This is a genomic window from Polynucleobacter brandtiae (genome assembly GCF_002797575.1).
GTDB classification, from domain to species: domain Bacteria; phylum Pseudomonadota; class Gammaproteobacteria; order Burkholderiales; family Burkholderiaceae; genus Polynucleobacter; species Polynucleobacter brandtiae.
On the sequence record NZ_PGTX01000001.1, the window covers coordinates 663,629 to 688,891 of the forward strand.

At 45.4% G+C, this 25,263-nt stretch carries 32 protein-coding genes; 5 read left to right on the top strand and 27 right to left on the bottom strand.

All coding sequences use genetic code 11. From position 1 onward, the window contains the following. Positions 1-13: 13 nt before the first annotated feature. Entirely contained in the window at positions 14-766 is a 753-nt protein-coding gene (locus B0G85_RS03425) for a 2OG-Fe dioxygenase family protein (RefSeq protein WP_100379013.1), read from the bottom strand. 36 nt (positions 767-802) lie between these two features. Further along, complete coding sequence (locus tag B0G85_RS03430; protein WP_100379014.1) at positions 803-2,104, bottom strand: TAXI family TRAP transporter solute-binding subunit; 1,302 nt, start codon at positions 2,102-2,104, stop codon at positions 803-805. A 115-nt stretch (positions 2,105-2,219) separates the two neighbouring features. Here B0G85_RS03430 and B0G85_RS03435 point away from each other — a divergent pair, with 115 nt between their 5' ends. Continuing rightward, positions 2,220-2,981 carry an SDR family oxidoreductase gene (locus B0G85_RS03435; RefSeq protein WP_100379015.1) on the top strand — a complete coding sequence of 254 codons (762 nt, stop codon included), beginning with the start codon at positions 2,220-2,222 and terminating at the stop codon, positions 2,979-2,981. Here B0G85_RS03435 and ccmI read toward each other — a convergent pair whose 3' ends face one another. The 19 genes from ccmI to B0G85_RS03530 all read right to left on the bottom strand — a co-directional run bounded on the left by ccmI (position 2,982) and on the right by B0G85_RS03530 (position 17,675). Next, complete coding sequence (gene ccmI, locus B0G85_RS03440; protein ID WP_100379016.1) at positions 2,982-4,184, bottom strand: c-type cytochrome biogenesis protein CcmI; 1,203 nt, start codon at positions 4,182-4,184, stop codon at positions 2,982-2,984. Further along, positions 4,177-4,674 (bottom strand): cytochrome c-type biogenesis protein, encoded by a 498-nt coding sequence (locus B0G85_RS03445; RefSeq protein WP_100379017.1) that lies wholly within the window; start codon positions 4,672-4,674, stop codon positions 4,177-4,179. The genes ccmI and B0G85_RS03445 overlap by 8 nt, the downstream gene beginning before the upstream one ends. Next, a complete protein-coding gene (locus B0G85_RS03450) occupies positions 4,671-5,201 on the bottom strand; it encodes a DsbE family thiol:disulfide interchange protein (RefSeq protein ID WP_100379018.1) in 531 nt (176 codons plus the stop codon). Before B0G85_RS03450 ends, B0G85_RS03445 begins: the two co-directional genes overlap by 4 nt. Then, on the bottom strand, positions 5,198-7,117 hold the full coding sequence (locus B0G85_RS03455) for a heme lyase CcmF/NrfE family subunit (RefSeq protein WP_100379019.1): 1,920 nt from the start codon (positions 7,115-7,117) through the stop codon (positions 5,198-5,200). The genes B0G85_RS03450 and B0G85_RS03455 overlap by 4 nt, the downstream gene beginning before the upstream one ends. Beyond that, complete coding sequence (ccmE, locus tag B0G85_RS03460; protein WP_100379169.1) at positions 7,114-7,554, bottom strand: cytochrome c maturation protein CcmE; 441 nt, start codon at positions 7,552-7,554, stop codon at positions 7,114-7,116. Before ccmE ends, B0G85_RS03455 begins: the two co-directional genes overlap by 4 nt. Positions 7,555-7,556: 2 nt before the next feature. Then, the gene (gene ccmD, locus B0G85_RS03465) at positions 7,557-7,745 is read right to left on the bottom strand and encodes a heme exporter protein CcmD (protein ID WP_100379020.1); all 189 of its coding nucleotides are present in this window, start codon (positions 7,743-7,745) and stop codon (positions 7,557-7,559) included. Further along, positions 7,745-8,512, bottom strand: coding sequence for a heme ABC transporter permease CcmC (ccmC, locus tag B0G85_RS03470; RefSeq protein WP_439650394.1), 768 nt, complete (start codon positions 8,510-8,512; stop codon positions 7,745-7,747). The genes ccmD and ccmC overlap by 1 nt, the downstream gene beginning before the upstream one ends. After that, a complete protein-coding gene (ccmB, locus tag B0G85_RS03475) occupies positions 8,512-9,177 on the bottom strand; it encodes a heme exporter protein CcmB (RefSeq protein WP_100379021.1) in 666 nt (221 codons plus the stop codon). The genes ccmC and ccmB overlap by 1 nt, the downstream gene beginning before the upstream one ends. Next, positions 9,174-9,821 carry a cytochrome c biogenesis heme-transporting ATPase CcmA gene (gene ccmA / locus B0G85_RS03480; RefSeq protein WP_100379022.1) on the bottom strand — a complete coding sequence of 216 codons (648 nt, stop codon included), beginning with the start codon at positions 9,819-9,821 and terminating at the stop codon, positions 9,174-9,176. Before ccmA ends, ccmB begins: the two co-directional genes overlap by 4 nt. A 145-nt stretch (positions 9,822-9,966) precedes the next feature. Continuing rightward, entirely contained in the window at positions 9,967-10,944 is a 978-nt protein-coding gene (locus B0G85_RS03485; RefSeq protein WP_100379023.1) for a Bug family tripartite tricarboxylate transporter substrate binding protein, read from the bottom strand. A gap of 16 nt (positions 10,945-10,960) precedes the next feature. Continuing rightward, complete coding sequence (locus B0G85_RS03490; protein ID WP_198508682.1) at positions 10,961-11,698, bottom strand: transporter substrate-binding domain-containing protein; 738 nt, start codon at positions 11,696-11,698, stop codon at positions 10,961-10,963. Positions 11,699-11,726: 28 nt separating this feature from the next. Further along, positions 11,727-12,584 carry a metal-dependent hydrolase gene (locus tag B0G85_RS03495; RefSeq protein ID WP_100379025.1) on the bottom strand — a complete coding sequence of 286 codons (858 nt, stop codon included), beginning with the start codon at positions 12,582-12,584 and terminating at the stop codon, positions 11,727-11,729. Positions 12,585-12,759: 175 nt separating this feature from the next. Continuing rightward, positions 12,760-13,740, bottom strand: a complete 981-nt coding sequence (locus B0G85_RS03500; protein ID WP_100379026.1) for a quinone oxidoreductase family protein — start codon at positions 13,738-13,740, stop codon at positions 12,760-12,762. A 25-nt stretch (positions 13,741-13,765) separates the two neighbouring features. After that, positions 13,766-14,218 carry a DUF2452 domain-containing protein gene (locus B0G85_RS03505; protein ID WP_100379027.1) on the bottom strand — a complete coding sequence of 151 codons (453 nt, stop codon included), beginning with the start codon at positions 14,216-14,218 and terminating at the stop codon, positions 13,766-13,768. A gap of 81 nt (positions 14,219-14,299) precedes the next feature. Beyond that, positions 14,300-15,829 carry a cryptochrome/photolyase family protein gene (locus B0G85_RS03510; protein WP_198508683.1) on the bottom strand — a complete coding sequence of 510 codons (1,530 nt, stop codon included), beginning with the start codon at positions 15,827-15,829 and terminating at the stop codon, positions 14,300-14,302. Positions 15,830-15,896: 67 nt separating this feature from the next. Next, positions 15,897-16,451, bottom strand: a complete 555-nt coding sequence (locus B0G85_RS03515) for a DUF3833 domain-containing protein (RefSeq protein ID WP_100379028.1) — start codon at positions 16,449-16,451, stop codon at positions 15,897-15,899. Beyond that, positions 16,452-17,006: a chalcone isomerase family protein gene (locus B0G85_RS03520; RefSeq protein WP_232725915.1), complete on the bottom strand. Its 555-nt coding sequence runs from the start codon at positions 17,004-17,006 to the stop codon at positions 16,452-16,454. It abuts the gene before it with no gap. 4 nt (positions 17,007-17,010) lie between these two features. Then, positions 17,011-17,400, bottom strand: a complete 390-nt coding sequence (locus tag B0G85_RS03525; RefSeq protein WP_232725916.1) for a thiol-disulfide oxidoreductase DCC family protein — start codon at positions 17,398-17,400, stop codon at positions 17,011-17,013. A gap of 5 nt (positions 17,401-17,405) precedes the next feature. Beyond that, positions 17,406-17,675: a TIGR03643 family protein gene (locus B0G85_RS03530; RefSeq protein WP_100379029.1), complete on the bottom strand. Its 270-nt coding sequence runs from the start codon at positions 17,673-17,675 to the stop codon at positions 17,406-17,408. A gap of 77 nt (positions 17,676-17,752) precedes the next feature. On the opposite strand from B0G85_RS03530, the gene B0G85_RS03535 reads away from it, so the two are divergent. The 3 genes from B0G85_RS03535 to B0G85_RS03545 are packed head-to-tail and all read left to right on the top strand — an operon-like array spanning position 17,753 to position 19,455. Next, positions 17,753-18,448 (top strand): SDR family NAD(P)-dependent oxidoreductase, encoded by a 696-nt coding sequence (locus tag B0G85_RS03535; protein WP_100379030.1) that lies wholly within the window; start codon positions 17,753-17,755, stop codon positions 18,446-18,448. 12 nt (positions 18,449-18,460) lie between these two features. Beyond that, positions 18,461-19,030, top strand: coding sequence for a histidine phosphatase family protein (locus B0G85_RS03540; protein ID WP_100379031.1), 570 nt, complete (start codon positions 18,461-18,463; stop codon positions 19,028-19,030). 44 nt (positions 19,031-19,074) lie between these two features. After that, on the top strand, positions 19,075-19,455 hold the full coding sequence (locus tag B0G85_RS03545; RefSeq protein WP_100379032.1) for a DUF2237 family protein: 381 nt from the start codon (positions 19,075-19,077) through the stop codon (positions 19,453-19,455). A 12-nt stretch (positions 19,456-19,467) separates the two neighbouring features. On the opposite strand, the gene B0G85_RS03550 is transcribed toward B0G85_RS03545, so the two are convergent. Both B0G85_RS03550 and B0G85_RS03555 read right to left on the bottom strand, forming a co-directional pair. After that, the gene (locus B0G85_RS03550) at positions 19,468-20,724 is read right to left on the bottom strand and encodes a DASH family cryptochrome (protein WP_100379033.1); all 1,257 of its coding nucleotides are present in this window, start codon (positions 20,722-20,724) and stop codon (positions 19,468-19,470) included. After that, a complete protein-coding gene (locus tag B0G85_RS03555) occupies positions 20,721-20,909 on the bottom strand; it encodes a DUF2256 domain-containing protein (RefSeq protein ID WP_100379034.1) in 189 nt (62 codons plus the stop codon). Before B0G85_RS03555 ends, B0G85_RS03550 begins: the two co-directional genes overlap by 4 nt. 56 nt (positions 20,910-20,965) lie before the next feature. Between B0G85_RS03555 and B0G85_RS03560 the strand changes: the two genes are divergently transcribed. Then, positions 20,966-21,865, top strand: coding sequence for a histone deacetylase family protein (locus B0G85_RS03560; protein WP_198508687.1), 900 nt, complete (start codon positions 20,966-20,968; stop codon positions 21,863-21,865). Positions 21,866-21,974: 109 nt separating this feature from the next. Here B0G85_RS03560 and B0G85_RS03565 read toward each other — a convergent pair whose 3' ends face one another. The 4 genes from B0G85_RS03565 to B0G85_RS03580 form a co-directional block, all read right to left on the bottom strand. Beyond that, a complete protein-coding gene (locus B0G85_RS03565; protein ID WP_198508688.1) occupies positions 21,975-22,442 on the bottom strand; it encodes a potassium channel family protein in 468 nt (155 codons plus the stop codon). A gap of 37 nt (positions 22,443-22,479) precedes the next feature. Further along, positions 22,480-22,884: a translational machinery protein gene (locus tag B0G85_RS03570; protein WP_100379037.1), complete on the bottom strand. Its 405-nt coding sequence runs from the start codon at positions 22,882-22,884 to the stop codon at positions 22,480-22,482. A 74-nt stretch (positions 22,885-22,958) separates the two neighbouring features. Beyond that, positions 22,959-23,906, bottom strand: coding sequence for a hydroxymethylglutaryl-CoA lyase (locus B0G85_RS03575; protein WP_100379038.1), 948 nt, complete (start codon positions 23,904-23,906; stop codon positions 22,959-22,961). 50 nt (positions 23,907-23,956) lie between these two features. Then, the gene (locus B0G85_RS03580; RefSeq protein WP_100379039.1) at positions 23,957-25,150 is read right to left on the bottom strand and encodes a CaiB/BaiF CoA transferase family protein; all 1,194 of its coding nucleotides are present in this window, start codon (positions 25,148-25,150) and stop codon (positions 23,957-23,959) included. Positions 25,151-25,263: the final 113 nt, after the last annotated feature.

Sequence of the window (25,263 nt, forward strand, 5' to 3'; positions counted from 1 at the left end):
TTATCAACGCTGACTATTGACTATGATTTGGAGAATCTTGAAAGCCATTAGATCGAAAGGTAAGCACCAAGGTATCGCGATGACCATGGGCTCCAATTGGCTGTATAGGAGTAGATTCATGAATCATTTTTTCATCATTCATGAGCAATACAGACCAAGGCTTCGCTAATGTAAACCTTAAACCAACAGAGCCATTAGCCTCAAAGATGCGAGTCTCTCCACCTTTGACGTTCACTCTATCCACCAAAAAGACAGCAACAAAATCTACCCCATCGCGATGTGCACCCTCCGGTGTGGGCCGACCAATTCCATCGGTAGTATCAATCCTAAATTGATGCGCCTCTACAAACCAGGTTTTAACTGGCTTGATCCCACTTAAAATATGGGCAATACCTATGAGTAATGATTTCCAGCTTGGATTATTGATCAGCGCTGATTGTGTTGGCTCAAACCAGCGCTCGATACCCCCGTGCAGGGCATTATAGTTAAGCGACTGCCAGTGGGCGCGGTGAGGAACGATGGCAAGGGCGTCATTCGTAATCTCATAACTAACATGGCGGCGAAAACGGTATCTACCGCCATCCTTTAAATAAGGATCACGCGGCAAACCCTCCCAAAAGGAGTTCAAATTTAATAAATCAGTCAGTGACACCCCTGCAATCTTTGCAACTTCCTCAGGTGACACAATTGCATAGCCATCGCCTCGCAATGATCGGGCAATTTCTCCAACAGGAGTTAGGGGGGGCGAAAGACTTAAAGAAGACATTATTTCATTTTAGAGCATCACCCACTAAATCATTACTTAAGGATTTAAATTAAGGCGGTTCCGCACATCACCAACATGCCCCTTTAGGTCGTAAAGCTCCTTAGCATCTAGCATAGAGACTTGGATTTGACCTACCCTCCTCTCGATATCCTCTAAATCTCGGTAATTCTGCTGCTTTAATTCCGGTTTGAGGGCATTTTTATCAATCACCTTTAATTCCTCATACACCCGGGAAAGCTTAAGCCGAAGAAACAGATTTTTGATAGCAGGAATGTAAGTAAACAAGGGAATTAAAATTACCAATAGAGGAATCACGATTTTTGCGAAGCGCCCAATCCAGACTGCCGTCCAAAATGGTAAGTGACGATGTAAAAAGGACGGTCCGTCTTTGAGATAAATCTCAGCATCTGAATGGACAGGAAAATCTAGACCAACCCCAGAGGGGAAGTCTCCGGGTCTTTGAAGATAGGCGTAAGACTTTAAAATATCATAAGTCTCACCCAAGAGTAAGGTCACCAATGCTGGGCTCACATTGTCCCTGCCCACTAAGGTAGCAGTTGCAGCCAATACCTCGATATCTCGCCTTGGAATATCTTGAGCAATACTCAGGACCCCTCTAGGAACCCTGACCTTAGATAAGTAAGGGAGCTGATGCAAATAGGCGTCTGCCTGCTCAAAGTCCATTAGACGAATATCGGGAATTTGGTAGAATTTTTTCAACAGTGGTGCCTCAGCAGCGCTGACTAAAAAAACAACGTCTAATTCTCCATTACTAAACTTTGTTAACGCCTCATCTGGCCTTAATTTTTCAGCATAGAAATCATCGATACTTAATCCGCTGACCCTCATAAGCTCGCTCGTTAAAGCCAAGGTACCACTCCCCTCACTGCCAATAGATACGCGCTTTCCCTTCAGCTGACTTAATAAAGTGAAGCGACCACTTTCTTTTTTAAATGCTGACTCTCGATACCAGACCCATATTGGCTCATAAAAAATGCCTGCAATAGAAACGAGATTAGAGTGCTTCGCGATATCAGCTACGCCGCCCTGGACTATTGCAAAATCTACTCCTGAGTTTGGATCCTCTAATAAGGCAACATTATCCTTTGACCCGCCTGTTGTTTTCAACGTCAGTGAAACTCCCTCGCCTGAAAGTTGATGCTGGAGTTTTTTGCCAAACGCTTGATATAGACCCTCTGGAAAACCCGTCGCCAACTCAATTGCTCGAGGTGGGGGAGGAACCAAAATCCAAAGGACGGCGAAAAGGAGCCCGCCTAAAAGCAAGGTAGCTATCCCAATCACCGCAGGGTTGTAAATATTTTTACGTATAAGATTCATCGGAAGTCTTCTCTTTTTGCCATTATGCCCCTGACCTACTCATCAACCCCATAATCAATTTGCATAAAAATAATCGCGATAAGATAGGCGTTTTAGAAACATGTATAGGAAGATCATGACACGCCCTTTTAATAAAGTCGCGCTGATTACTGGTGCTGGAACGGGTATTGGTAAGGCAGCGGCAAAAGCACTCTTACAAGGTGGTTTTCAGGTGGTGCTCACCGGTAGAAACCTCACTCGCCTGGAGCAGGCAATGCAAGATATTGGCGGAACAGAGAAAAACTGCCTTATTCATCCCGCTGATGTCGGAAAACCAGAAGATGTAAAACTATTGTTTTTGGAAATTCAAAACTACTTTGGGCGTATTGATGTGCTGTTTAATAATGCCGGCGTTGGGGCTCCCGCCATCCCAATGGAAGAGTTAAACTATGAGCAGTGGATGAATGTGGTTAGCGCCAATTTATGCGGAGCCTTTCTTTGTTCGCAAGAAGCAATTCGAATGATGAAGGCGCAATCCCCGCAAGGCGGCAGAATTATCAACAATGGCTCTATTTCTGCACATGCACCTCGTCCTATGTCTGCCCCTTACACCGCCACAAAACATGCGCTTACGGGTTTAACCAAATCTATTGCTCTGGATGGACGTGCATTTAATATTGCCTGCGGCCAAATAGACATCGGCAATGCGGGCACAGAGATGACAATCCCGATGGCAGCCGGTATTTTGCAGGCTGATGGCTCAAATCAAGCCGAGCCACTAATGGATGTAGATCACGTAGGTCAAGCGGTACTCCATATGGCTCAATTACCACTGGAAAGCAATATTCTCTCAATGACCATCATGGCCAGCAAAATGCCTTTTGTAGGTCGAGGTTGATTAAGGGCGCACTCGATCGACTACCAACTGAACATTAGAGGAGCCTACCTTCACGGTTTTAGCTGTAGAGATCAAATCCCCAGCTTCTGGCATCGCCATACCGGTTTTAGAAATACGTACCTCGACCACTACCTCTGCTAATGCAGAAATCAGCGTATTCGGGCTCATTGCTAAAGCGTCATCTAATAGGTAATTCATCGGGAATGTCGTGAGGGGCGCCCTCAAAACAGCAACCGGCATACGCTCACCCGGTTTACGAGCAATCACCATTAAAACATCCCCTGATTTGAGCTGGGATTTCAATTCGGGGGCTATCGATATACTTCCACTGATACCCTTAAGGCCTGCCATAGGAACGGGAGTGGGGGTAGATGCAGGAGGAAGCCTGCCTTTTAAACGGGCTTCTGCGATCGACTCCGCAATACCACGCGCCTCATCAGAAGTCGGCGGCAATTGTTTGGCTAATTTCTCCCAAGACTGTATTGCGCCAGAGTAGTCTTGCGCACCAAAAGCAGCCGTTCCAGAGAGCCATAAGGCTAGCAAGTTATTTGGGTCGAGTGCCAGTGCTTTGTTAATCAACTGGATTGGCTTACCAGCGAAGCTTCCATTGGCGTTACTTGCCAGTGCATCTGCATAGTCTGCCAATAACTGTGGGTCGGAGTCTATGTAAGAACCAGCACGAGCATAAGCATTCACGGCATCTTGATTGCGACCCAAAACACGATAAGAGCGCGCTAACATAGCCCACCCCTTTAAATTGTCCGGCTCTTTTTCTAGCTTCGTAGCAAACTCATTCACCATCTTTTCAACAGACTCTTGATTCATCGGCTGTTGAATCTTTTGCTCGGCAACACGAGTAGCTTCGCCTAGTACAAAGTAGAAGCCGATTGAAAGTAGCGCTACAAAAATACAAACACCAACGATGGTTTTTTTAGGGGACCGAACTGTCGCTAAATCATCAGCTACTTCAGTATCCTGAAAAAGACGCTGGCGCATTTCAGCATGAGTTTGCTCATAAATCACCTCATCCACAACACCAGCCAATCGCTCGGCCTCTAATTTATCCAATTCTTCACGATAAATTGAAGCATTCATCTGCCGACGCGAAGTTCCCTGCTCTAGGCCCCAAAAGAAAAATGGACGCAAAAGCAGCGCTAAAACCAAAATCAATAAAAGAAAAGCAGCAATTAAAAAACTAGTCATGGGGACTTTCAGAAGAGCTGGATTTTACATTCTTAAGCAGCGCATCAATGCGGCGATTCTCTTCAGCAGAAAGTGTCGCGCTCGGTACGCTTTGATTTCTGCGTCGCAAATAAAGAATAAGCCCCATAATACCCAGCAGCAAAATGGCAAAAGGGCCTATCCACAGCAACCAAGTAATAGGCTTAACCGGTGGGCGATACAACACAAAATCACCGTAACGCTCTACCATGAAGCTTCGTATCTGATCATCCGTCTTGCCTTCTTTAACCAGAATACGAATCTCACGGCGTAAGTCATTTGCTAAATCCGAGCGTGATCCTGCAAGCGATTCGTTTTGACATACTAAACAACGCATTTCCTCGGAAATTGAGATTAATCGCTGCTCAGTGACTGGATCATCCGCCAGCGGAACAGCATCTGTAGCCAATGTAGGGTTCACGGTGCAAAAAGCCATGAATACAAAGATAGCTGAGACAAACAATGATTTCATCGCGATTTAAGCTCAGCCAATAAGGGGATGATTTTTTGATTGAGCACTTGTGTGGTTACTGGCCCAATTTGCTTAAAACGAATGATGCCTGCCTTATCGATAATGTAAGTTTCAGGAACACCATAGACACCATAGTCGATACCCACACGGCCGTTGCCATCAAACGCAGATAGCGTATAGGGATCACCCTGACGAGCAAGCATAGCCAATGCATCATCTCGCTTATCTTTATAGTTCAAACCAATTAAGGGTGCTAGCTTTAATTTGCCTAGCTCGACCAATGCTGGATGCTCTTCGCGACAAGCAACACACCAAGAGGCCCAGACATTCAATATCCAAACTTGACCCTTCATACTTTCTGGAGAGAAGGTATTTTTAGAGTTCGCAAGTTGAGGTACCTCGAAGGCAGGGGCTAATTTTCCAATTAAGGGTGAGGGTACCTCTTGCGGATCACGATTTAAACCAACCGCTAAAAATCCAACCAAAATCACAAACAACACAAAAGGAATAAGAAATTTAGCTTTCACACAGACGCCTTACGCCATTTCATGCGATAGCGCTTATCGGACATCGCCAACATACCGCCTAAAGCCATCAATAAACACCCGCCCCAAATCCAATCTATGAAAGGCTTGTAGTACACCCTCACAGCCCAGGCCTTGTCATCTAACTCTTCACCAAGTGATACGTAAATATCACGCGTTAAACCAGCATCAATTGCAGCCTCGGTCATAGGCATCGTAGACGAAAAGTAACTTCGTTTTTCAGGATATAAGGTCGCCTCTAACTGCCCATTGCGCATCAATAAAAAAGTACCTTGCATTGCTTTGTAATTAGGTCCTGGAACAGCAGCAACCCCTTGCAACTGAATTTGATAACCGCCTACGCTCACAGTTTCTCCGGCGTGCATCTTCACATCTTTTTCTTCTTGGTACCCACCCACCATCGTGACACCAATAACAAAAACAGCGATACCTAGATGGGCAAGCTGCATTCCCATAAATGAGCGGGTCGGTTTACCCACTTTTGCTTGACGAATCCATTGCAGCACACCAGATGCAATCACCCAAAATGCCAATAAGAATCCCAAGCTAGTGAGCCAGGTAAAGGAGCCCATTATTAGTGGAATCAATACCGCTGCAATGACTGCCACTAAAGCGGCAACCCATAAACGCTTGATAACGGTCAACAGATTCGAGTTTTTCCAACTCGTCCAAGGGCCAATTCCCATTAACACCAGCAAAGGAACCATGATGGGAACAAAGACACTATTGAAGTAGGGAGGGCCTACAGAGATCTTGCCTAAGTGCAAAGCATCAATCAACAAGGGGTATAAAGTACCCAGAAGAATAGATGCTGCAGAGACTACTAAGAAGACGTTCCCTAGCAAGATAAATGTTTCTCGGGAAGTGAGGCTGAACTTGCCACCCAGCGTACTTTTGGGGGCACGCCATGCGTACAGCGCTAATGATGACCCAACCACTAGCACTAGAAAAATCAAAATAAATACACCCCGTCTAGGGTCAGTTGCGAAAGCATGCACTGAGGTCAAGACCCCAGAGCGCACTAAAAATGTTCCCAGTAATGACAGTGAAAAAGCACAGATGGCCAGCAAAACGGTCCAGCTCTTAAATCCACCCCGCTTCTCGGTGACTGAAAGGGAATGTAAAAGGGCCGTACCTACTAACCAAGGAATGAAGGAGGCATTTTCCACGGGATCCCAAAACCACCAACCACCCCAACCTAATTCGTAATAAGCCCACCATGATCCCAGCGCGATACCTAGCGTTAAAAACACCCAAGCCGCAGTGGTCCAGGGGCGCGACCAACGCGCCCAAGCAGCATCTAGCCTGCCAGAAAGCAAAGAGGCAATCGCAAAAGCGAAAGCAACTGAAAATCCAACATAACCCATATAAAGCATAGGTGGATGAAATATGAGGCCCGGATCTTGCAAGAGCGGATTTAAAGATCGCCCATCTTGCGCCGCAGGAAAAAGCCGTTCGAACGGGCTCGATGTCGTGATGATGAATAGCAGTAGGCCGGTGATAACCAGGCCTAGAACTCCAATGACCCGCGCAACCATAAAATCATCCAAGGATTTTGAGAGTTGTGCCACCAAAATAGTCCAAGTCGATAGCAAGAAAACCCACAGCAATAAAGAGCCCTCGTGACCACCCCAAACTGCTGATAGTCGATACATCGTAGGTAGCTGTGAATTTGAATGCTCTGCAACGTACAGGACAGAAAAATCATTCACGTAAAAACTCCATGACAGAGTCACGAAAGCAATTGCCAATAATAAAAAAACGGTTTGTGCCGCTGGCCTAGCCAGCATTAACCACTCACGTCGACCTTGGTGCGCCCCTACCAAAGGTAGTACCCCTTGAATAATCGCAACACATAAAGCCAGTATTAATGCGTAGTGACCAAACTCAGTAATCATGGTTTACTTCCATTTTTTTGAGCTTGCTCAAGCGCATGCTTTGCCTCAGGAGGCATATAGTTCTCATCATGCTTAGCAAGTACCTCGCTAGCAACAAATTGCCCATTGGCATCCAATCGTCCTTGAGCCACGGCACCCTTACCTTCTTTAAATAAGTCAGGCAGAATACCGGTGTAAGCAACCGGTATATCCTTAACCATATCGGTAATCACAAAATGAACAGTCAAGCCGTCGCGTTTTACTGACTGCTCCTTCACCATTCCGCCAATCCGAAAAGCTTGTCCTTGGGGCGCTTTGCCTGCGGCTACCTCGCTTGGGGTAACAAAAAGAGCAATATTGCTATTGAGCGCATTTAGAATCAAAACTGCTGCCAATACAACGGCAATTAGCCCGCCAATAATGATGGCAAAACGCTTATGTCTTGGCTTTAATGTCAGACTCACTTTGCACCCTCTAAATCCAATTGCTCAGCCAACGCTTCACGTTGAAGCCTTCTCACAACCGCTTGATGACGCGCATGAACAGTCAAGGGCTCAATCAAAAAAACCAGGGCGCTCACACCAAAGCTTGACCATACATAAAGGGCATAACCCCCCATTGCGAAGAACTCAGATGAACTATTCCACATCAACGCACTACCCCGTTTAGTTGTTTTACCCAAGCAGTATGAGCCTCACGCTCCAAAATGATGGCGCGTACACGCATTAACCCTACTGCAATTGAGTACATCCAAAGACACAAAGCCATTAAGAGCATTCCCCACAGCATGGTTTGGGCCATCGCCGGCGCTTTAGTTAAAGACACCGATGCACCTTGATGCAAGGTATTCCACCACTTCACTGAAAAGTAAATAATGGGGATATTTACCACTCCAACCAAGGCCAAAATAGCTCCAGCCTTATCTGCGCGACGAACATTGTCAATAGAGGCCTGCAAGGCAATAAAGCCTAGATATAAGAATAAAAGAATTAACTCCGAAGTTAAGCGGGCATCCCATACCCACCAGGCCCCCCACATTGGCTTGCCCCAGAATGCGCCAGTCCATAAAGAAAGAAAAGTCATCCAAGCGCCAATCGGTGCAAGTGCCTGCGCCATCATTGCGGATAAACGGGTATTAAAAATTAAACCTAAACCAGCCCACGCAGCCATCGCTAGATAGATCACCATAGACATCCAGGAAACCGGTACATGAATAAAAATAATGCGATAGCCTTGACCCTGCACCGCATCAACTGGAGCAACAAAAAAACTAATCCACAAACCTGCGACGCCAAAAATAATTGTGAGTACCCAAAACACAGGAATTAGTTTTCCGGCCAACGGATAGAAGGTACTTGGACTGGAGAATTTAAACCAACTAATCATCTGTTTTGTACGCACATTATTTGCATTCATTATTCAATCGCAATTTTTACAGCATTAGCGCTAACCCAAGGCACAAACGCCAGCGCCAAAATCAATAAGGCGCCCAGTAGCGAGAAATATCCTGAAATATCCATTCCTGCACTGTTGGAGTAGACCGCACCAGCACCAAAAATTAATACAGGAATATAGAGCGGCAGAATAATAAGACTCATCAACACACTTCCACCCCTTACCCCCAAAGTTAATGCAGCGCCAATAGAGCCCACCAATGATAAAACAGGTGTACCCAAGAGGAGGGCCGCCATTAATACCTTGATAGAGTCGAAATCCAGACCAAACTGGATACCAATGAGGGGGGCGAGCAAGACCAGGGGTAAACCAGCCACAAGCCAATGGGCAAAAATCTTCCCAAACACGAGGCCGGAGAAAGCATTGGGTGATAAGACCAATTGCTCTAGAGTCCCATCAGCGTAATCCGCCGCAAACATTCTCTGAAGCCCTAATAAGGTCGAAAGTAAGGCTGCAACCCAAATTACACCTGGTGCAATTTTTTTCAGCAGCACGGCATCGGCACCAATACCTAATGGAAATAGGCTTGTCACAATGACAAAGAAAAAAAGTGCTGTTAACGCCTCACTTTTACGACGCATTACTAAAAGAAGGTCACGCCGAATAATGGCAATCAAAGCATTCATAAATCCAGCACCCGTAAACCAGGTATCTCTATATGCTGATGACTAGTAAAAACGACTAGCCCATTATTTTTGAGGTGCCCCGCAATTAACTGCTGCAGTTCTTGAACGGCAGCAATATCCAACGTATTGAATGGCTCATCCAAAATCCAGATGTCGGCCTTCCTAGACACCATTCGTGCCATCAAGACCCGCTTTTTCTGTCCGGCTGATAAACAACTCACCGGAAGATCTGCGCGAGCCCTCAAACCAAATTGATACAGGGCCGCAAGAGCATCTTTTTCTGTCAGCTTAAGGTCATCAATGGCCGCATACATCAATAAATTTTCAAGCGATGTGAGATCTTCTTTGAGCGCATCGCGATGACCCAGAAATAGTAGCTGGCGACGGTATGACTGCGCCTCATCCTGAATTGGCTTGCCCGCCCAGAGAATTTCTCCAGACTCAGGGGTAGATAAGCCAGTCAGTAAACGCAGCAGGCTCGTTTTCCCCACACCATTTTCACCGCGAATGTGCAAACATTCGCCAGCAGATAGGGTCAAACTCAGGTCTGTGAACAACTCACGATTCCCTCGGATACAGGTAACGCCACGAGCCTCTAATTGAGGCAAGAGAGCGCTGGGGAGAAAGGGTGTAGTGGCTGTCATTGAAGTAATTGGCCTGAATCAATCACCCCAAGCAAAGTTCGAGAGCCCTTGGAGGCTGTCAAACCGCCTAAAACAGTAATTTAACAAGAAAACTTGTTATAATTCAATAGCTTATACCATTATAAGCCAAATTTCTTAAAAGCTTCTATTCTGGCTGAATACCGGCACTTTTAATAATCTTGCCCCAGCGCACAGACTCTTTGTTCTGAAATACCCCAAAAGCTTCTGGGGTCATCGCGTAGTACTTAGCCCCTTCAGACTCTAGCTTTTTCTGAACCGCCGGTTGCTGCATAATTTTGCCAACCTCAGCATGCAACTTCCGCACAATACTGGGAGGAGTGCCAGCGGGTGCAAATAAGCCAATCCAGTTTTTGACATCAAAACCAGGAAGCGTTTCACTGATCGTAGGTAAATCTGGCATCGATGCATCCCTACTTGCCCCTGTCACCGCCAAACCTCTCAACTTGTCACTTTTTACGTATGGAAGAATTGTAGGCATCGTAGCAAACATCAATTGGGTCTGCCCACCGATTAAATCGGTAATAGCTAACGCATTTCCCTTATAAGGGATATGGGTCATATCTACCTTAGCAGCGAGTTTAAAGACCTCTCCCGCCAAATTACTAGCCGTACCAATTCCACCAGAGCCATAAGAGACCTTGCCCGGATTTGCTTTTAAATAGGCGATCAGTTCACCAACACTCTTTACTGGCAGGCTAGGATTCACGGCAAGTAAACCCTCGGCATCGAGTACAAAAGCCACCGGTACAAAATCCTTAAGCGGGTTGTAGGGCATATTTTTAACAAGATAAGGGTTAACGGCATGCGTGCCAATACTGCCCATGATTAATGTATAGCCATCTGCAGGTGACTTTGCAACAAAGTCAGCGCCTATGTTGCCACCGCCGCCTGTTTTATTCTCCACAATTACCGGCTGACCGAAGGCTTCACTCAAGCCTTGAGCAATAATCCTGGAAAATCCATCCGCAATTCCACCCGTGGCAAACGGAGAAACAATCTTTATTTGACGATTAGGGTACTGATCAGTCTGAGCGAATGCTAGATGGTAGCTAAAGAGGTATAGCGCCAATGCCAATCCACAAAGCAGTGTATTTTTTTTCATTTTCAATCTCTATCGATTATTGATTGATGGAGGCTACTGATACGCCCCGAACATCATGCTTTTGAATCAGGTTGGATACAAAACCAGAGGTAATCCACTCTGCTACGCAGGCATTTAAAAATGCAATAGACTCCAAATGGGCTTTCTTGGTAGATATCGCTTGCTGTATTCCAGTAAATTGACCGGGCAAAATACGTGATCCGGGTAGATTTTGGGAGACAGTGACCAAGCCCGTTGTTAAGCCCGCCAATGCATCTAACTTTTCAAGATCAAATAAGGCATTGCTGGCTGCTAAGCTATCAGCATGAATTAGACTAGCATTGCGAAGGTTGCGCTGTAGCCAAAGGTCATAAGCACTATTACGGAATGAAGCAATACGAACACCGGGTTGATCGACTTGAGATAGCTTTGTAATGCTAGAACCTGCTGGTACTAAGTAAGTTGCCTCTAACTCGACATACGCTGAAGTAAACGTGACTAATTTCGCGCGCGCGGGATCTGACCCCACCAATGCAATGCCACATTTTTCAGTCGCCGCCGACTCGACTACCTCATCCTGCGTTTTATAACCCAATAACTGGAGAGGAACACCAAGACGCTCTGCGACGGCTCGGCACATATCAGGCGCAATCCCAGTCAGCTCACCATCTGAAGATTGTCCAGTGACTAGCAAAAAGTTACCTAAGTAAACAGAGGCGCACAGGACGCCATTGGGTGCTAGCTGAGCTAGCACCTGTGGTGATATTGAAGTCAAAGAGATCCTCTTTTAAAAATCGATCTACTTAAAATTGAACGGTCTGACCTTCGGTCATTGGAATGATTTTGATGGCACTTCCCTTCATCGCCTCTTGAAACTCAGCCAAAGTGCCCTTGGCAAGTGGATTGGAGTTGTAGTGCATTGGAATGACCATTTTTGGCTTGACCCATGTACGCAAGGCATATGCAGCATCATCCGGAGCCATTGTGAAATTGCCACCAATAGGAATCATCACTAAATCGGGCTTGTAGTATTCGCTAATAAATTTCATATCTGCAAATAATCCCGTATCACCCATGTGCCAGATCTTAAAACCGTTTTCCAGTTCAATGATGTATCCCATAGCCTCTCCTGCTGGATGAGATTCTAATTTTTCAGTTGCTGGATTTTTCCAAACCAATAGCGACGAATGTTCTGCTTGAACAGCGGTCACCTTAATACCCGGCAAGGGGTTTACACGCCCCGTTTTATTAAAACGAAAACCCAAATCTGCAGGCAATATACCCAACGTAATAAGAGGGGTCACCATGTCAGCTGGGCCGTATAACTTGGTGTTATTTAACTTTGCCAGCGCTGGAGCATCGCCGATATGGTCTACGTGGGCATGCGTCACTAATAACAAATCAACTGGGCCGATGGCAGCCAGATCATTTTTATACATCGGCGGAGTTTTAGGGCCTCCCGTGATCCAAGGATCAATCAAGATTATTTTTCCATTCGGGCTCTTAACCCGAAATCCCGCTTGTCCAAGCCATAAAACATCAACGCTGTTAGCAGTATTCGCCTTCGCAGCTGTTTGAGCGTGCACACTCACATTTAGCCCAAACAGTATTAGTGAAACTAGCCCTACTATTAGGGCCTTAAATTGACGAAAAACGTGCATCAAATTCTCCAAGTATTCATTGATACTGAAACTATAGCTCAGAAAAAGTAGCTCTCATTTTGTGGCACTGCACCAATACAAAACATCAAGTGCCCGCTCTTTGTAAATGAATGAGCCTCGCAAAAGCGAGGCTCATGGGTTGCTATCAGCAGCAGTACACTACCGCCGAAAAATACTAAGGCGCAATAACTATCGCCCCAACAATTTTTCGACTCTCTGCAGCCTTATGTGCTTCTGCGGCTTGCTCCAAAGAAAATCTAGCTCCAATTTGTACCTTAACCCTACCTTGGGCAATTGCATCAAATACTGCGCGAGCGTTTTCCTGCAGCAGTTCAGGGGTGGCGTTATGGGGAAAAACTGACGGCCTTGTTAGGAATAAACAACCTTTTTTGTTCAGAATCTCTGGCTGAATTTCTGGCGCAGGGCCAGAGGCTGCACCAAACAAAGCTACCGTACCAAATGGAGCGGCGCAGTCAAGTGATCCCAAGAAGGTCGTTTTTGCAACCGAGTCATAAACAACATTAGCCTTACGACCACCAGTTGCTTTGAGAACAGCATCGACCCAGTCAGGTTTTGAGTAATCGACTACGGCATCACAACCCGCTTCCTTAGCAGCGGAAAACTTAGCCTCTGATCCTACAGTACCGACTACAAAGGCGCCAAGAGACTTTGCCCAGCCGGCCAATATTTGACCAACACCACCAGCAGCAGCGTGAACTAAGACCACATCACCTGACTTAACGGGATATGTTTTTTGAACCAAATATTGCGCTGTCATTGCTTTAAAAAATACAGTAGCCGCAATTTCATCTGAAACACTATCCGGCACTGAAACTAATTTATCGGCAGCGACATTGCGTGCACTGGCATAGGCACCAATACCGGCGTTCATATACACGACACGATCGCCGATCGAGAAGCGCGTCACACCTTCACCGATTGCCTGAACTACGCCAACTGCCTCATGACCCAAACCAGTAGGTAGGTCCAAGGGATACATGCCCGAGCGCTGGTACACATCAATGAAATTAAATCCAATAGCCGTTTGACGAAGTTGTACCTCACCTTTACTAGGAGCAGGCAGCTCTTTGTCAATTAACTGGATCACGTCGGCGTTACCGAGCTCTGTAAGACTAACAATTCGTGCAGTGGTCACAAGTTACCTTATTATTTTGAAAAAATTATCTTACTGTAACTGAGGATGAAACAGCATCTTCATCCTCTACTATGGCCCACGTACTATCACCTAGTTTTTTTACCGCCATAGAATAGGTCCAAGCATCTGGAATGCCACATGTCCACTCATGAGGACCGCTTTGAATTAACAAGTTAACCCCATTGCGATTATCTAAATAGAGGTGGTAAGTTTTACCATGAATAGGGTTAAAACCATATTTAGCGCTGTGAACCATTTCGGTAGCATCCAACCTTGCCTGAAGAGAGCGTGCCTGCTTCATCAGCACTTCCGCTTGCTCCATAATGCGGTCGTATTCAAGCTTAGCGTTTTGGCGGGCGACATTGACGGCCTTATCTTTTTCTTCGACTACTTTAATAGGCGCGAAAACAGGAGCCCCTACTTCCATGGGGTATTCAATGCCAGCATGCCTTGCTGGATCTTTATCTTCAATTCTCATACAACCCTTAAAGCATTAATTAACGTGCCTGAAGTGTGACACAAAACCAGAAAATTCGCCCTGATTGCTGCCCAAATTGGGCTATACGGAGTCTAAATTCGCTAAAAGCGCCTTAGCATGGATCTGGATTGCTTTTTGATCAGGCTCGCTTATTCTGGCAAGGTTAGCCGTCATAAGCCGTGTTCGGGGGCTAGCCTCAAACTGCTTGCGATGCTTGATCAAAAAATTCCAATACAGATTGGTCATCGGACAGGCAGTTTCACCAAATCGAACATCAGGCTTGTAGTGGCATGAGTCGCAATAATTACTCATTCTTTTAATGTACGCACCGCTGGCTATGTAGGGCTTGCTAGTGAAGCGCCCGCCGCTGGCAAATAAAGCCATACCGGCAGTATTCGGTAGTTCCACCCACTCGATTGCGTCAATATAAATTGCCAGGTACCAATCACAGACCTCTTTAGGTAATATCTCGGCCAGTAAAGCAAAGTTACCAGTAACCATCAAACGCTGAATGTGATGGGCATACCCATACTCCAGCGTCTGTCCGATTGTTGCTTTCATACAATGCATCTTGGTATCGCCACTCCAATACCAAGCAGGTAATTTATTTTGGTGCTGATAAAAATTATCTTTCGCCATCTGCGGCATATCTAGGTAATACATGCCACGCACAAATTCTCGCCAACCTAAAATTTGACGAATAAACCCTTCGACAGTAGCGATATCGAGATCATATTTCTTCCAAGCACCCAAAACAGCGCTAATGACCTCTCTAGGGTTCAGTAATTTCAAATTGAGTGAGCTCGATAAGAGGGAGTGCCAACCAAAAGGAGTGCCTGTCCACATGGCATCCTCATGAATCCCAAAGGTAGCTAAGCGATGCTCAACAAAACACTGTAGCGCTTGAAGGGCTTGTTTCCGAGTCACTGGCCACTGAAAATTGGCCAACGATCCCGGATGATCCGGATAGCGCTTTTCAACTTCAGCAAGCACCCCCCTGGTGATGTCATCGGGATCGAATAGCTCTGGAGGATTAATTAAACCTGGGCCCTTTTTTGGGAAAGGCTTGCGATTGTCCTTATCGAAATTCCATTGACCGCCCTCTGGGTTTCCTTCGCCGTCTACTAATATCCCGTGTTTTTTACGCATTAAGCGATAAAAATACTCTAGCCTCAGCTCTTTTTTGTTAGCAACCCAGGCGCTAAACTCTTCACGAGAGCAATAGAAGTGGGTATCTTCTTGCATCTCTAGCTCTATCCCGACCTCAGAAGCTACTGCTTCAATTGCCTGTTTCAGTCGCCACTCACCAGGCTCTACACAAATAAGATGAGTAAATTTGCCTTTTACTAACTCTACTTTAAGATTTTCAGCAATCGTCTTGGTGGATTGCTTGATATAAATCAGAGACAGGCCTTGCTGCTCGAGCTGCTTTGCAAAATGGCGCATCGCCGACACAAACAAGGCAATCTTGGCCTTATGAGACCAAACATACTGAGCCTCATTAGCGGACTCCACCATTAATATCGCATCAACGGCAATATCGATGTTTTTGAGAGCTGGACTGGCAATATCGAGCTGATCACCCAAAATCAATATAAGTTTTTTAGACACTATTTTTTTCAAAGCACTCTTTCAGAGGGATCGGCAGGCAATATAGGTTGCAATCATGATCAATACATTAGCGCTTATAAAAACTCAAAGTCACTTCGCCTAGATCAATTCCAAACTTACTCATTTTTGCTATGTTAATCATGACCTTAGGTGTAACGAGATACATCCAGTCATTAAACTGCACGTGATAAATCGAGTTATCCACTGGCAAAGCAAGAGTGTAAGACCAATGTAGAGCATTTCCAGATGACTCGCCAAGCGCCTCACCAATAACATCATCAGCCTTACCAACAAACTTTCCTGGCGCCGTTTCTGTCAAAGTCCAAATACGTTTTTGCTTTGTGCCATCTGAATATTCAAAACTTTCATCCAAAATACCCACTTTTTTACCATCAACTATTTTCCAACTTGCCTGCATGAGTACAGTAAATCTTTTTTGAACTGCACCACTGCGATCTGTAAAGATTCCATAAGCATCAATCGTGCCATTAAAGTATTCACTCAGTTCAAGGACGGGTTTTTCATTGGCATACTGAGCTACCTGGGGTGAAGAACATGCCCCAAGGGTAAGCGCCAAAAGAAATCCCACTAAGGCTTTTGCGGCAGTGGCGGTAAAATTCATTTAACAAGCTCCTGAAATTAATGTGGGTGGGCAACCTTTTCCGAGTAATTCCGTCCTCAGTTTTGGAACGCTCGTTTTTGAATCGAGCCAAATACCAAAAAAAGCTTTTGAAAAATCAACCCCTGCAATCTGGGCAATTTTTTTTCCATCATGAAAAAAGATAGTACCTTGCTTAGGGGTATAAACAGCCGTCAGCGACTGGCCGGATTCTATATTGGGTAAAACAGCTGCTAGCTCTTTTCCCCAGGCGCTGGCTTGAGCTTCAGGAATACCAATATTTTTCATTTCATCAACAGTGCGGCTAGCAATAGCAGTACCTTTAAAAGACTTTTGATACTGGATATCTAAGGCAAATTCCGAAGAGTCTTTTGCCGAGGATCTATATAGAGTCGCATCGTATACATGAAGACCCCAAAAATTTAGACGTCCAGACCCCTGCGTTTGCGCTTGCGAAATAGCACTTTCAATATGGGCAGCTTCTCCAGCAAAGCTATGGGGCACCACAACTGATAGCGCCAATAATAAGCTTGCCATTCTTTGTAAAAAGATTTGCATTTTTTTAGCCCCTTTTCTTGTTGGCTAACCATAAAGCAGGTGGCCCTAGTACCCCTGAAATTGTATGTCGGTATTTTGCGAAAAATCGATATCCCACATTAAGTACAGGGCGCAAAGTCGGCCTAGAAAATAACCAGGCTAAGGTTGGTAGATTAGCCCTTTGATAGGCTGCCACAAATACGTCGACACCATTAATTAAGGTGCCATCCTCAAATTGGGCATACATAGATGCCAATGCTTGTTGGCAACTGATGCCGATTTCTTTTTCAGAATATTGCTCAGAGTTAATATCTACAAAACTCAATAAGCCAGCGTGATTTCGTCCAGACAAAAATACAATTTCTGCCTGGCATAAGGGGCATAACGCATCATAAAACAAGGTCAACTTTTTCATTACACTCATTTATGTTTATATTGGGTTGCGCAATAGGCACGCGTAACTAGCTTACTTCTCAGCGCGACATGCTTAGTCGATCTACCGGTAACCCTCTTACGCCACAAGTTAAAGGAACTACGCTTTAACTCCCTGCGCATGACTGCAATGACCTGGGGCTCAGAATATCCAAAGTTCTGCTCTATGGCGTCAAAGGGAGTGCGATCCTCCCATGCCATCTCAATCATTCTAGATAGATCGGCTTCGGAGAGCGATTTTGGCATCTGGTTTGTCATCTAGCAAGTTTAAGACTTATTCAATAAACTGGTTGGAGCTGGCTTTACTCGTTTACATCTTTTTTTAAGCCTCACTTATGCCCTTAGTCACCAACCCCTTTCGCGCCTTAATTATTGGGTCTTCTGGAACCATTGGATCAGCATTTCTTGAACTTTTAGAAAATGACCCTAACTGCACCGAGGTTGAAGGCATCCACCGGAACTCTGCCTGTCCAATTGACTATCAAGATCTCAGCACTATCGAGCTTGCTGCTACTGCTTTATCCTCTAGCGCTCCATTTGGACTCATCATCAACACGATTGGCCTTTTGCACTCCTCCGAATGGATGCCCGAGAAAAAGCTCGGGGATCTTCAGGCGGAACAGTTGCAAAATCTGATGCAAGTAAATGCCATAGGCCCTAGCCTCACCATCAAAGCCTTCTCCAAGCTGCTAGATCCCGCAGGGGCAGTGATGGCCACTCTATCTGCCAAGGTTGGCAGTATCGAAGATAACCGTTTGGGCGGCTGGTATAGCTATAGGGCATCGAAGGCTGCATTAAACATGTTGATAAAGACGGCCTCCATTGAATTTAGTCGGACAAAACCAAACACCGCTTTAATTGCGCTTCACCCGGGTACGGTGAATTCGAGGCTATCAAAGCCATTTAAAGGGGAGCAGCTAGGAAGGCCGCCCTTAGAGGCTGCTCAAGATATGCTCCATGTTTTGCTTTCTCTAAAAAAGGAAGATTCAGGTACGTTTATTAGCTATTCAGGAGAAAGGTTGCCTTGGTAGGCTGTCAAATATATGAAATCACTCTTTTTATCCCTCACTACACTGCTATTTTTACAAAGCACTGCTACGCTAGCCCAATTACCATTAGCTGATGCCCTCAAAGATGGTCAGCATGTTCTTTTAATGAGACATGCCGATGCTCCCGGCTATGGAGATCCAGCAGGCTACCAACTCAATCAATGCGCCACTCAGCGTAATCTTGGAGAATATGGGCGTAAACAGGCAAAAGCAACCGGAGTCTGGCTTACCACCCAAGGGATTGATCAAGCTAAAGTCTTCAGTAGTTCATGGTGCCGCTGCCTTGACACTGCCACCCTTCTAGATAAGGGTGCCGTTATTAAGGAGGCTGCTTTAGGCTCATTCTTTGATGATATGAGTCAGTCCAAAAAACAAACCCACGATTTAGCTAAACTCATTGCGCAGGAACAGCGTAATCACCCCAACACACCCATCATTATGGTGACCCATCATGTCAATATTCAATCCTTCACGGGTACCGTTGTGAACTCTGGTGATATGGTTTTAGTTAAAGTGGATCGCAATGGAAAAGCCCTATCTCATAAGCTATACCCAAGCCCCTGATTAACCGGATCATCCGACCTCATTACCAATTAAGAAAGTTTTTTATGCAATATGACTCCCCATCGAATGTTCTTGGCCAGCCATTGGTGCCCTGCTCTTTTGAGCCGCTGACTGGCTTTTTCAGAGACGGCTGCTGTAAAACCAATGAGCAAGATTTAGGAAGTCATCTGGTATGCGCCATTGTCACCAATGATTTTCTTCAATTTAGTCTCAAGCGGGGTAACGATCTCATTACCCCTAGGCCTGAATACCAATTTCCTGGCCTGATAGCGGGGGATCAATGGTGCCTTTGTTTGAATCGCTGGATTGAGGCATTAGAAGCAAACTGCGCCCCTTTGATCAAGCTCGAAAGCACGCATGCGAAGGCGTTGGAGAAAGTTTCACTAGAAGTGCTTGAGCAATATGCTGCTGTAGCAGAAATCTAAGAAAAGATACGCTCAGCGCCAGTGCTCTTGGTAGACTCCATGGGGGTCGTGGTCACGCATTTGTTTCACAACATTAAATGGTCTACCGCCCCGTGGGTCAGTGCCTCTACCGGCAATATAGAGCCAATTTCCCTGGTTGCTGTAGACGTCGTAGTCAATTAGTTGCGCTTCAAACCAAGCTGCCCCCGCTCGCCAGTCTCCATCCATGTCATAAATCCAATAGCTGGCAACGACTTGACGCAAGCGATTAGATAAGTAGCCAGTTCGCTCTAACTCATGCATGCCCGCATCAATTAGCGGTTGACCTGTATTTCCAGAAGTCCATTGTCTGTATTTTAAGGAATCGAATGGTTTTGTGGTTTGCTTGCTTAGGCCTTGTGCGCGGTAGAGTTTCTTGCCATACTTAAAATGAATAAACCGGAAATAATCTCGCCACAATAATTCAAACCAAAGCCAGTACGTACCTTCATTTGCACCAAATTGCGTTTCATACACAGCAAGCTCTGAGGCAATCACCCGAGCAGAAATACAGCCTGAAGCTAGCCAAAGTGAAAACTTACTAGAAAAATCTTGACCCATCAACTGGTTGCGGGTCTGCTTATAGCTATCCGGAAAACGGAGCTCAAGATAGCGCTTTAAATGAAGCATTGCCGCCTCTTCGCCACCTGGATAACCGGTGTTGACTAAAGGTGGTGAGGTGGATGGCAACGCTTTATCTCCAATGGCATCAATCGATTGAGGCAACGGAGGGCATGTCGCAGGCTCAGGAATTGGCTCAGCGTTTCGTAATTTAACAGCCTCCACCTCGCGGCGAAACTGAGTAAACATATCTGGCATTGCCTCTAGATCAAATGGCAAATCCTGAGGGCTCAACATGCTAGACTGCCAAAATTCGTTTACCTCGATACCTAGATCCTGAAGAACTGCTACCTGATCAATTTCTTGAGGTGCCTCAATCTGCTCGCAGTAAATCGCCTGTGCTGACATTACTTTTGCAAGCTCCGCCAACACCACTTCAGGCCTACCCTCGTACTCCAATAAATCAGATCCCAATCCCCGTAATTGCCGCCTCAGTTGATCCAACGATTGCCTAACAAACTCCTGACGATGATGGCTTACTCTTTTAAAACCATACTCGTTTAATTCGTTATTAGAGAGCTGATGAATATAGACGGGCAAAAGAGAATCTGCAGCAAGACAAGCTTGAGTAAATGCTGGGTTATCGGAAAGACGCAGGTCATTTCTAAACCAATAAATCAATACTTTCATTTACCATCTCCAAATTGAGGATTACTAGACTTTTTCATACGGCAAGCCTCGGAACAATACTTCACCTCTTCCCAGTTTTTTGCCCAGGACTTTCTCCAAGTCATTTCCCTTGCGCAAACCATGCAGGGCTTGCTAGGCAAAGTAGATTTGTTTCCCTTAAATCCTAGTTTTTCAGCGCGTGTCATACCTACCTATTAAAAAACGAATAGACTCATCTTCTTATACAAAATCAGAGACCTCGTTGAAAGCTTTCTATACCGACCACTATGTTTTACCACTTCCACCGGGGCACCGCTTTCCGATGGAAAAATATAGCCAACTTCGGAATCTGGTTTCTCAATTACCAGGGGTTTCTCTTAAAGAGGCACCAGCAATTACAGACACGCAAATTCTCTATGCTCATGATGCTAGCTATCTGATGAAGATCATTAAAGGCGAACTCAGCCCCCTGGAGCAACAAGAAATTGGCTTCCCTTGGAGTTTAATGATGGTGGAGCGTTCGCGTAGATCTGCAGGTGCCACCTTAGCAGCTGCAAAAGTTGCACTCAAGGAGGGTATCGCCGTAAACCTTGCGGGGGGAACCCACCACGCCTATCGTAATAAAGGCAGCGGATTCTGCGTCTTTAATGACTCAGCCATTACCGCACGAGCACTACAAAGAGAAGTGAATACCAATTTAAGAATCGCAATCATCGACTTAGATGTACATCAGGGAAATGGTACGGCCGCTATTCTGAAAAACGATGCTTCTATTTTTACTCTCTCGCTACATGGGGAAAATAATTTTCCATTCATAAAGGAAGTTGGTGACCTAGATATTGGTTTGCCTGATCAGTGTCAGGATGATCAGTATATGGTAGCTCTACATCACAGTCTTGCTTTACTGGATGCTCGATTTAAACCTGATTTTATTATTTACCTCGCCGGCGCAGATCCCCATGAAGGAGATCGGCTAGGGAAGCTCAGTATTAGCAAAGAAGGTATGCGCCTTAGAGATCAATGCGTTTTTCAATACGGTCTTGATCGACAGATTCCCATTGCCTTCAGTATGGCCGGTGGCTACGGAAAGGAGATTCACTCTACCGTAGAGATTCACCTTCAAACGATTCAAACAGCACTGCACTTCCATCAAGCCAACTAGCTGACTAGCAACCAAGCAATAAGAGGGAATACATTATTGCGGATAACGCTGAGAAAAATCGCATCATCCCATACTTATTCATCGAGTTTTAATATTCCACCTTGAGAAATCATGCAGGTGGATTTTTGTGATTAGATTTTCTAGGATCCCAATATGTCTGCATCTCAATAAACAAAAATGAAGCAGACCAAGTAATGAGAATAAATCCCGTAAGAGCCTCTACACCAGTTAAATATCTCAGATAACCCTGAGCCACAATCTCTCCATAGCCCAGCGTTGTAAAGGTAACAAAGGATAAATAAGCACAATCGAGTATTAGGCCATGACCAGAAAGCTCGCCCATCAGATTTCCCATCATCGGAAACTGTAGGGTAAAAAAGTATCCGAGTGCAAAAAGCCAAATTTCGAACACATGTGCAATAAAGATGGCACCCACTCCCAACAGCACCCTAAACCGAGGAGCAAAGTGAGCGACCTTGGGAAGATTTTTTCCTAATCTGAAAAGCACTTTATAGTGGAACAAAATAGCAATCAGTGCCAATGAACCATTAATAATGAAGGCAGAAAGAATCAGCATTATTAAGAAATTCCCCATTTTTCAGGGGAATCAAATTTTAGCCAGTAATGCTGGTATCGCCTTTAAGGGCGTCTACTTTAATAAAGTACTTTTTAGCATAAGCCAATAATTGACCATCAGTAGAATGATCCACCGTTTCTATGCCAACTACGCGATCCGCAGTGTCATGGTCATGCTTCGTAGCATGCTTCATTAAATCGAGCTTAGCAGAGCCTGGTCCAACGATGAGAATTTCTTTAGATTCTTTTACCGCCTGAATGACTTCATGCAAATACACTTGATCTGGTTCAGCACGCGCACCAGAAACATTGCCGCTTTTGTGGTGAACATTTTTATGAGTTGATCTTGTTTTAATTACTTCACTCTCACTTGCAGTGGGATTAAAGTAAATAACATGGGCTTCTTGGTGATCGATCCAAATTACTGAGTGATTAAATGACATATGCTCTTTCTAAAAAGTAACGTAACCCATTGTAACTACCGGATGACCGAATCTGAATCAAAGCCCATTTTTATTTAAGCACACTTTGGTGGATGACGAAGTGCTTCAACATAGGGTGGCGCAGAATGTAAATTGCAATTTAAGCCGGCTTTAATCATTTGGCCAGGCACTTCGTGCCCGACAATATTGGGGAGCTCTCTTGCGATATCCAGCAATCTGGGGATGTCGATGCCGGTATCAAAACCCATCTCATCGAGCATATAAATAGCATCTTCACTAGCAATATTTCCACTGGCGCCTGGCGCGTACGGGCAGCCGCCGAGCCCACCTAATGATCCATCAAAGCGGGTAATGCCTGATTGAACGGCTGCCAGGACATTTGCTAAACCCATTCCTCGAGTATTGTGAAAATGAAACGTCAGTTGTAGGTTTGGCAATTGCTGCTGAAGGGACTCCGCCATTCTGATCACCTGGGCTGGATTGGCCATACCCGTAGTATCGCAAATCGAGAGTCCACGCACGCCTAAGGCAGCGAATCGATCGGCATACTCCTCTATTACTGATTGAGCTACATCACCCTCCATAGGGCAGCCAAAACTGGTTGAAAGAGATACATTAATAGGCGCTCTAGCTCCGACATGCCGAATGACCTCAGACAAAGCAGCAAAACTTTTTTCTCTCGTCATGCGTAAATTAGCTAGGTTATGCGTTTCTGAAGTAGACATCACTAAATTCAACTCATCTGCCTTAGCTTCTAAAGCGCGCTCTGCTCCCCGAAGATTGGGAACCAATACTGAGTACTCAACACCCGATACCCGTTCAATTCGGCCCATTACTTCTTCAGCGTCCCTGAGCATCGGAATGGCCTTAGGCGAGGTAAATGAAGTCACCTCAACCTTGGCAAAGCCACAATGGCTTAATTCATTAACAAGCTTGATTTTTGCTTCCGTGGGAACAAAGTTTGACTCCATCTGAAAGCCATCCCTAGCAACGACGTCATTGAAATAAATTCTTTTTTTCATAATAAGTAACTAAATGAGAAACTAGGTAAATAGCCCAGTGATTGAATCGATTAGCATTTAAAAGCAACACCACGTTGCTTTAAGGCGGCAATTTGAGCGGGATCTAAACCAATCTCTTGCAAAACAGTATCAGTATCTTGGCCAATATTGGGCGCAATAGTCTTGATCGATCCAGGTGTCCGTGAAAGCTTCGGGATTACGCCCGGAACTTCTAAGGCACTGCCATCAGCCATCTGAATAGACGCAATGTTACCCCGAGCTCGGTAGTGGGGGTCCTTAGCAATATCAGCAACAGTATAAATACGGCCCGCTGGAACAGAGGCAGAGTCAAGCATCTCTAATGCCATATCTGTCGATACTGTTCTAGCCCACTCCCCAATAGCTAAATCTAACTCTAAGACTCGCTTTACCCTGCCTTCGTTATTTTTTAATTGTAGATCGCTGCCTAGGTCATCTCGACCAATGACTTGCATGAGACGCTTAAAGATACTGTCGCCATTACCGGCAACCAAAATATAGCCCCCATCTAAGCAGAGGTAAGCATTAGTGGGTGCAATTCCAGGTAACGCACTACCAGCAGCTTGCCTAATCTCACCAAAAGCACTGTACTCAGGCAAGAGGCTTTCCATACAGTTAAAGACCGCCTCATAAAGAGCGACATCAATAATCTGCCCTTTGTTACTACGGTGCCGCTCTTGCAGGGCTAGCAAAATACCAATCACACCGTGCAGCGAGGCTAAGGTATCGCCAATACTGACCCCCACTCGAACAGGCACTCTGCCAGGCTCGGCAGTGAGATAACGCAAGCCCCCCATAGCTTCTGCAACCACACCGAATCCGGGCTTATCTCGGTATGGTCCAGTCTGGCCATAACCACTAATTCTGAGGACGATTAATTGAGGATTAAGCTCGAGTAATTGATTGGGATCTAGACCCCATCCCTCTAGGGTGCCGGGGCGAAAGTTTTCAATTAAGACATCGGCCTCTTGAACTAAGGTTCGAACAATCGCCTGCGCTTCAGCCTGCTTTAAATCCAATGAAAGAGAGCGCTTATTACGGGACTGTACTTGCCACCATACAGAAGTTCCATCCTTTAATAAGCGCCATTTACGCAACGCGTCACCTACTGTTGGAGGTTCAATTTTGATAACATCAGCCCCAAAGTCACCCAAAGTTTTAGCGGCAAAGGGTCCGGCGATCAACTGCCCCATCTCGATGACTTTTAATCCAACTAAAGGCTCCATCACACTCTCTTATAAGCTCGTTTTAATTGGTAGCTTAATTTCATTACCAAACCTCGCGATATCAATTCATATTCATTTTATACAGCTCGTATAAACCTACAATCAATATCATT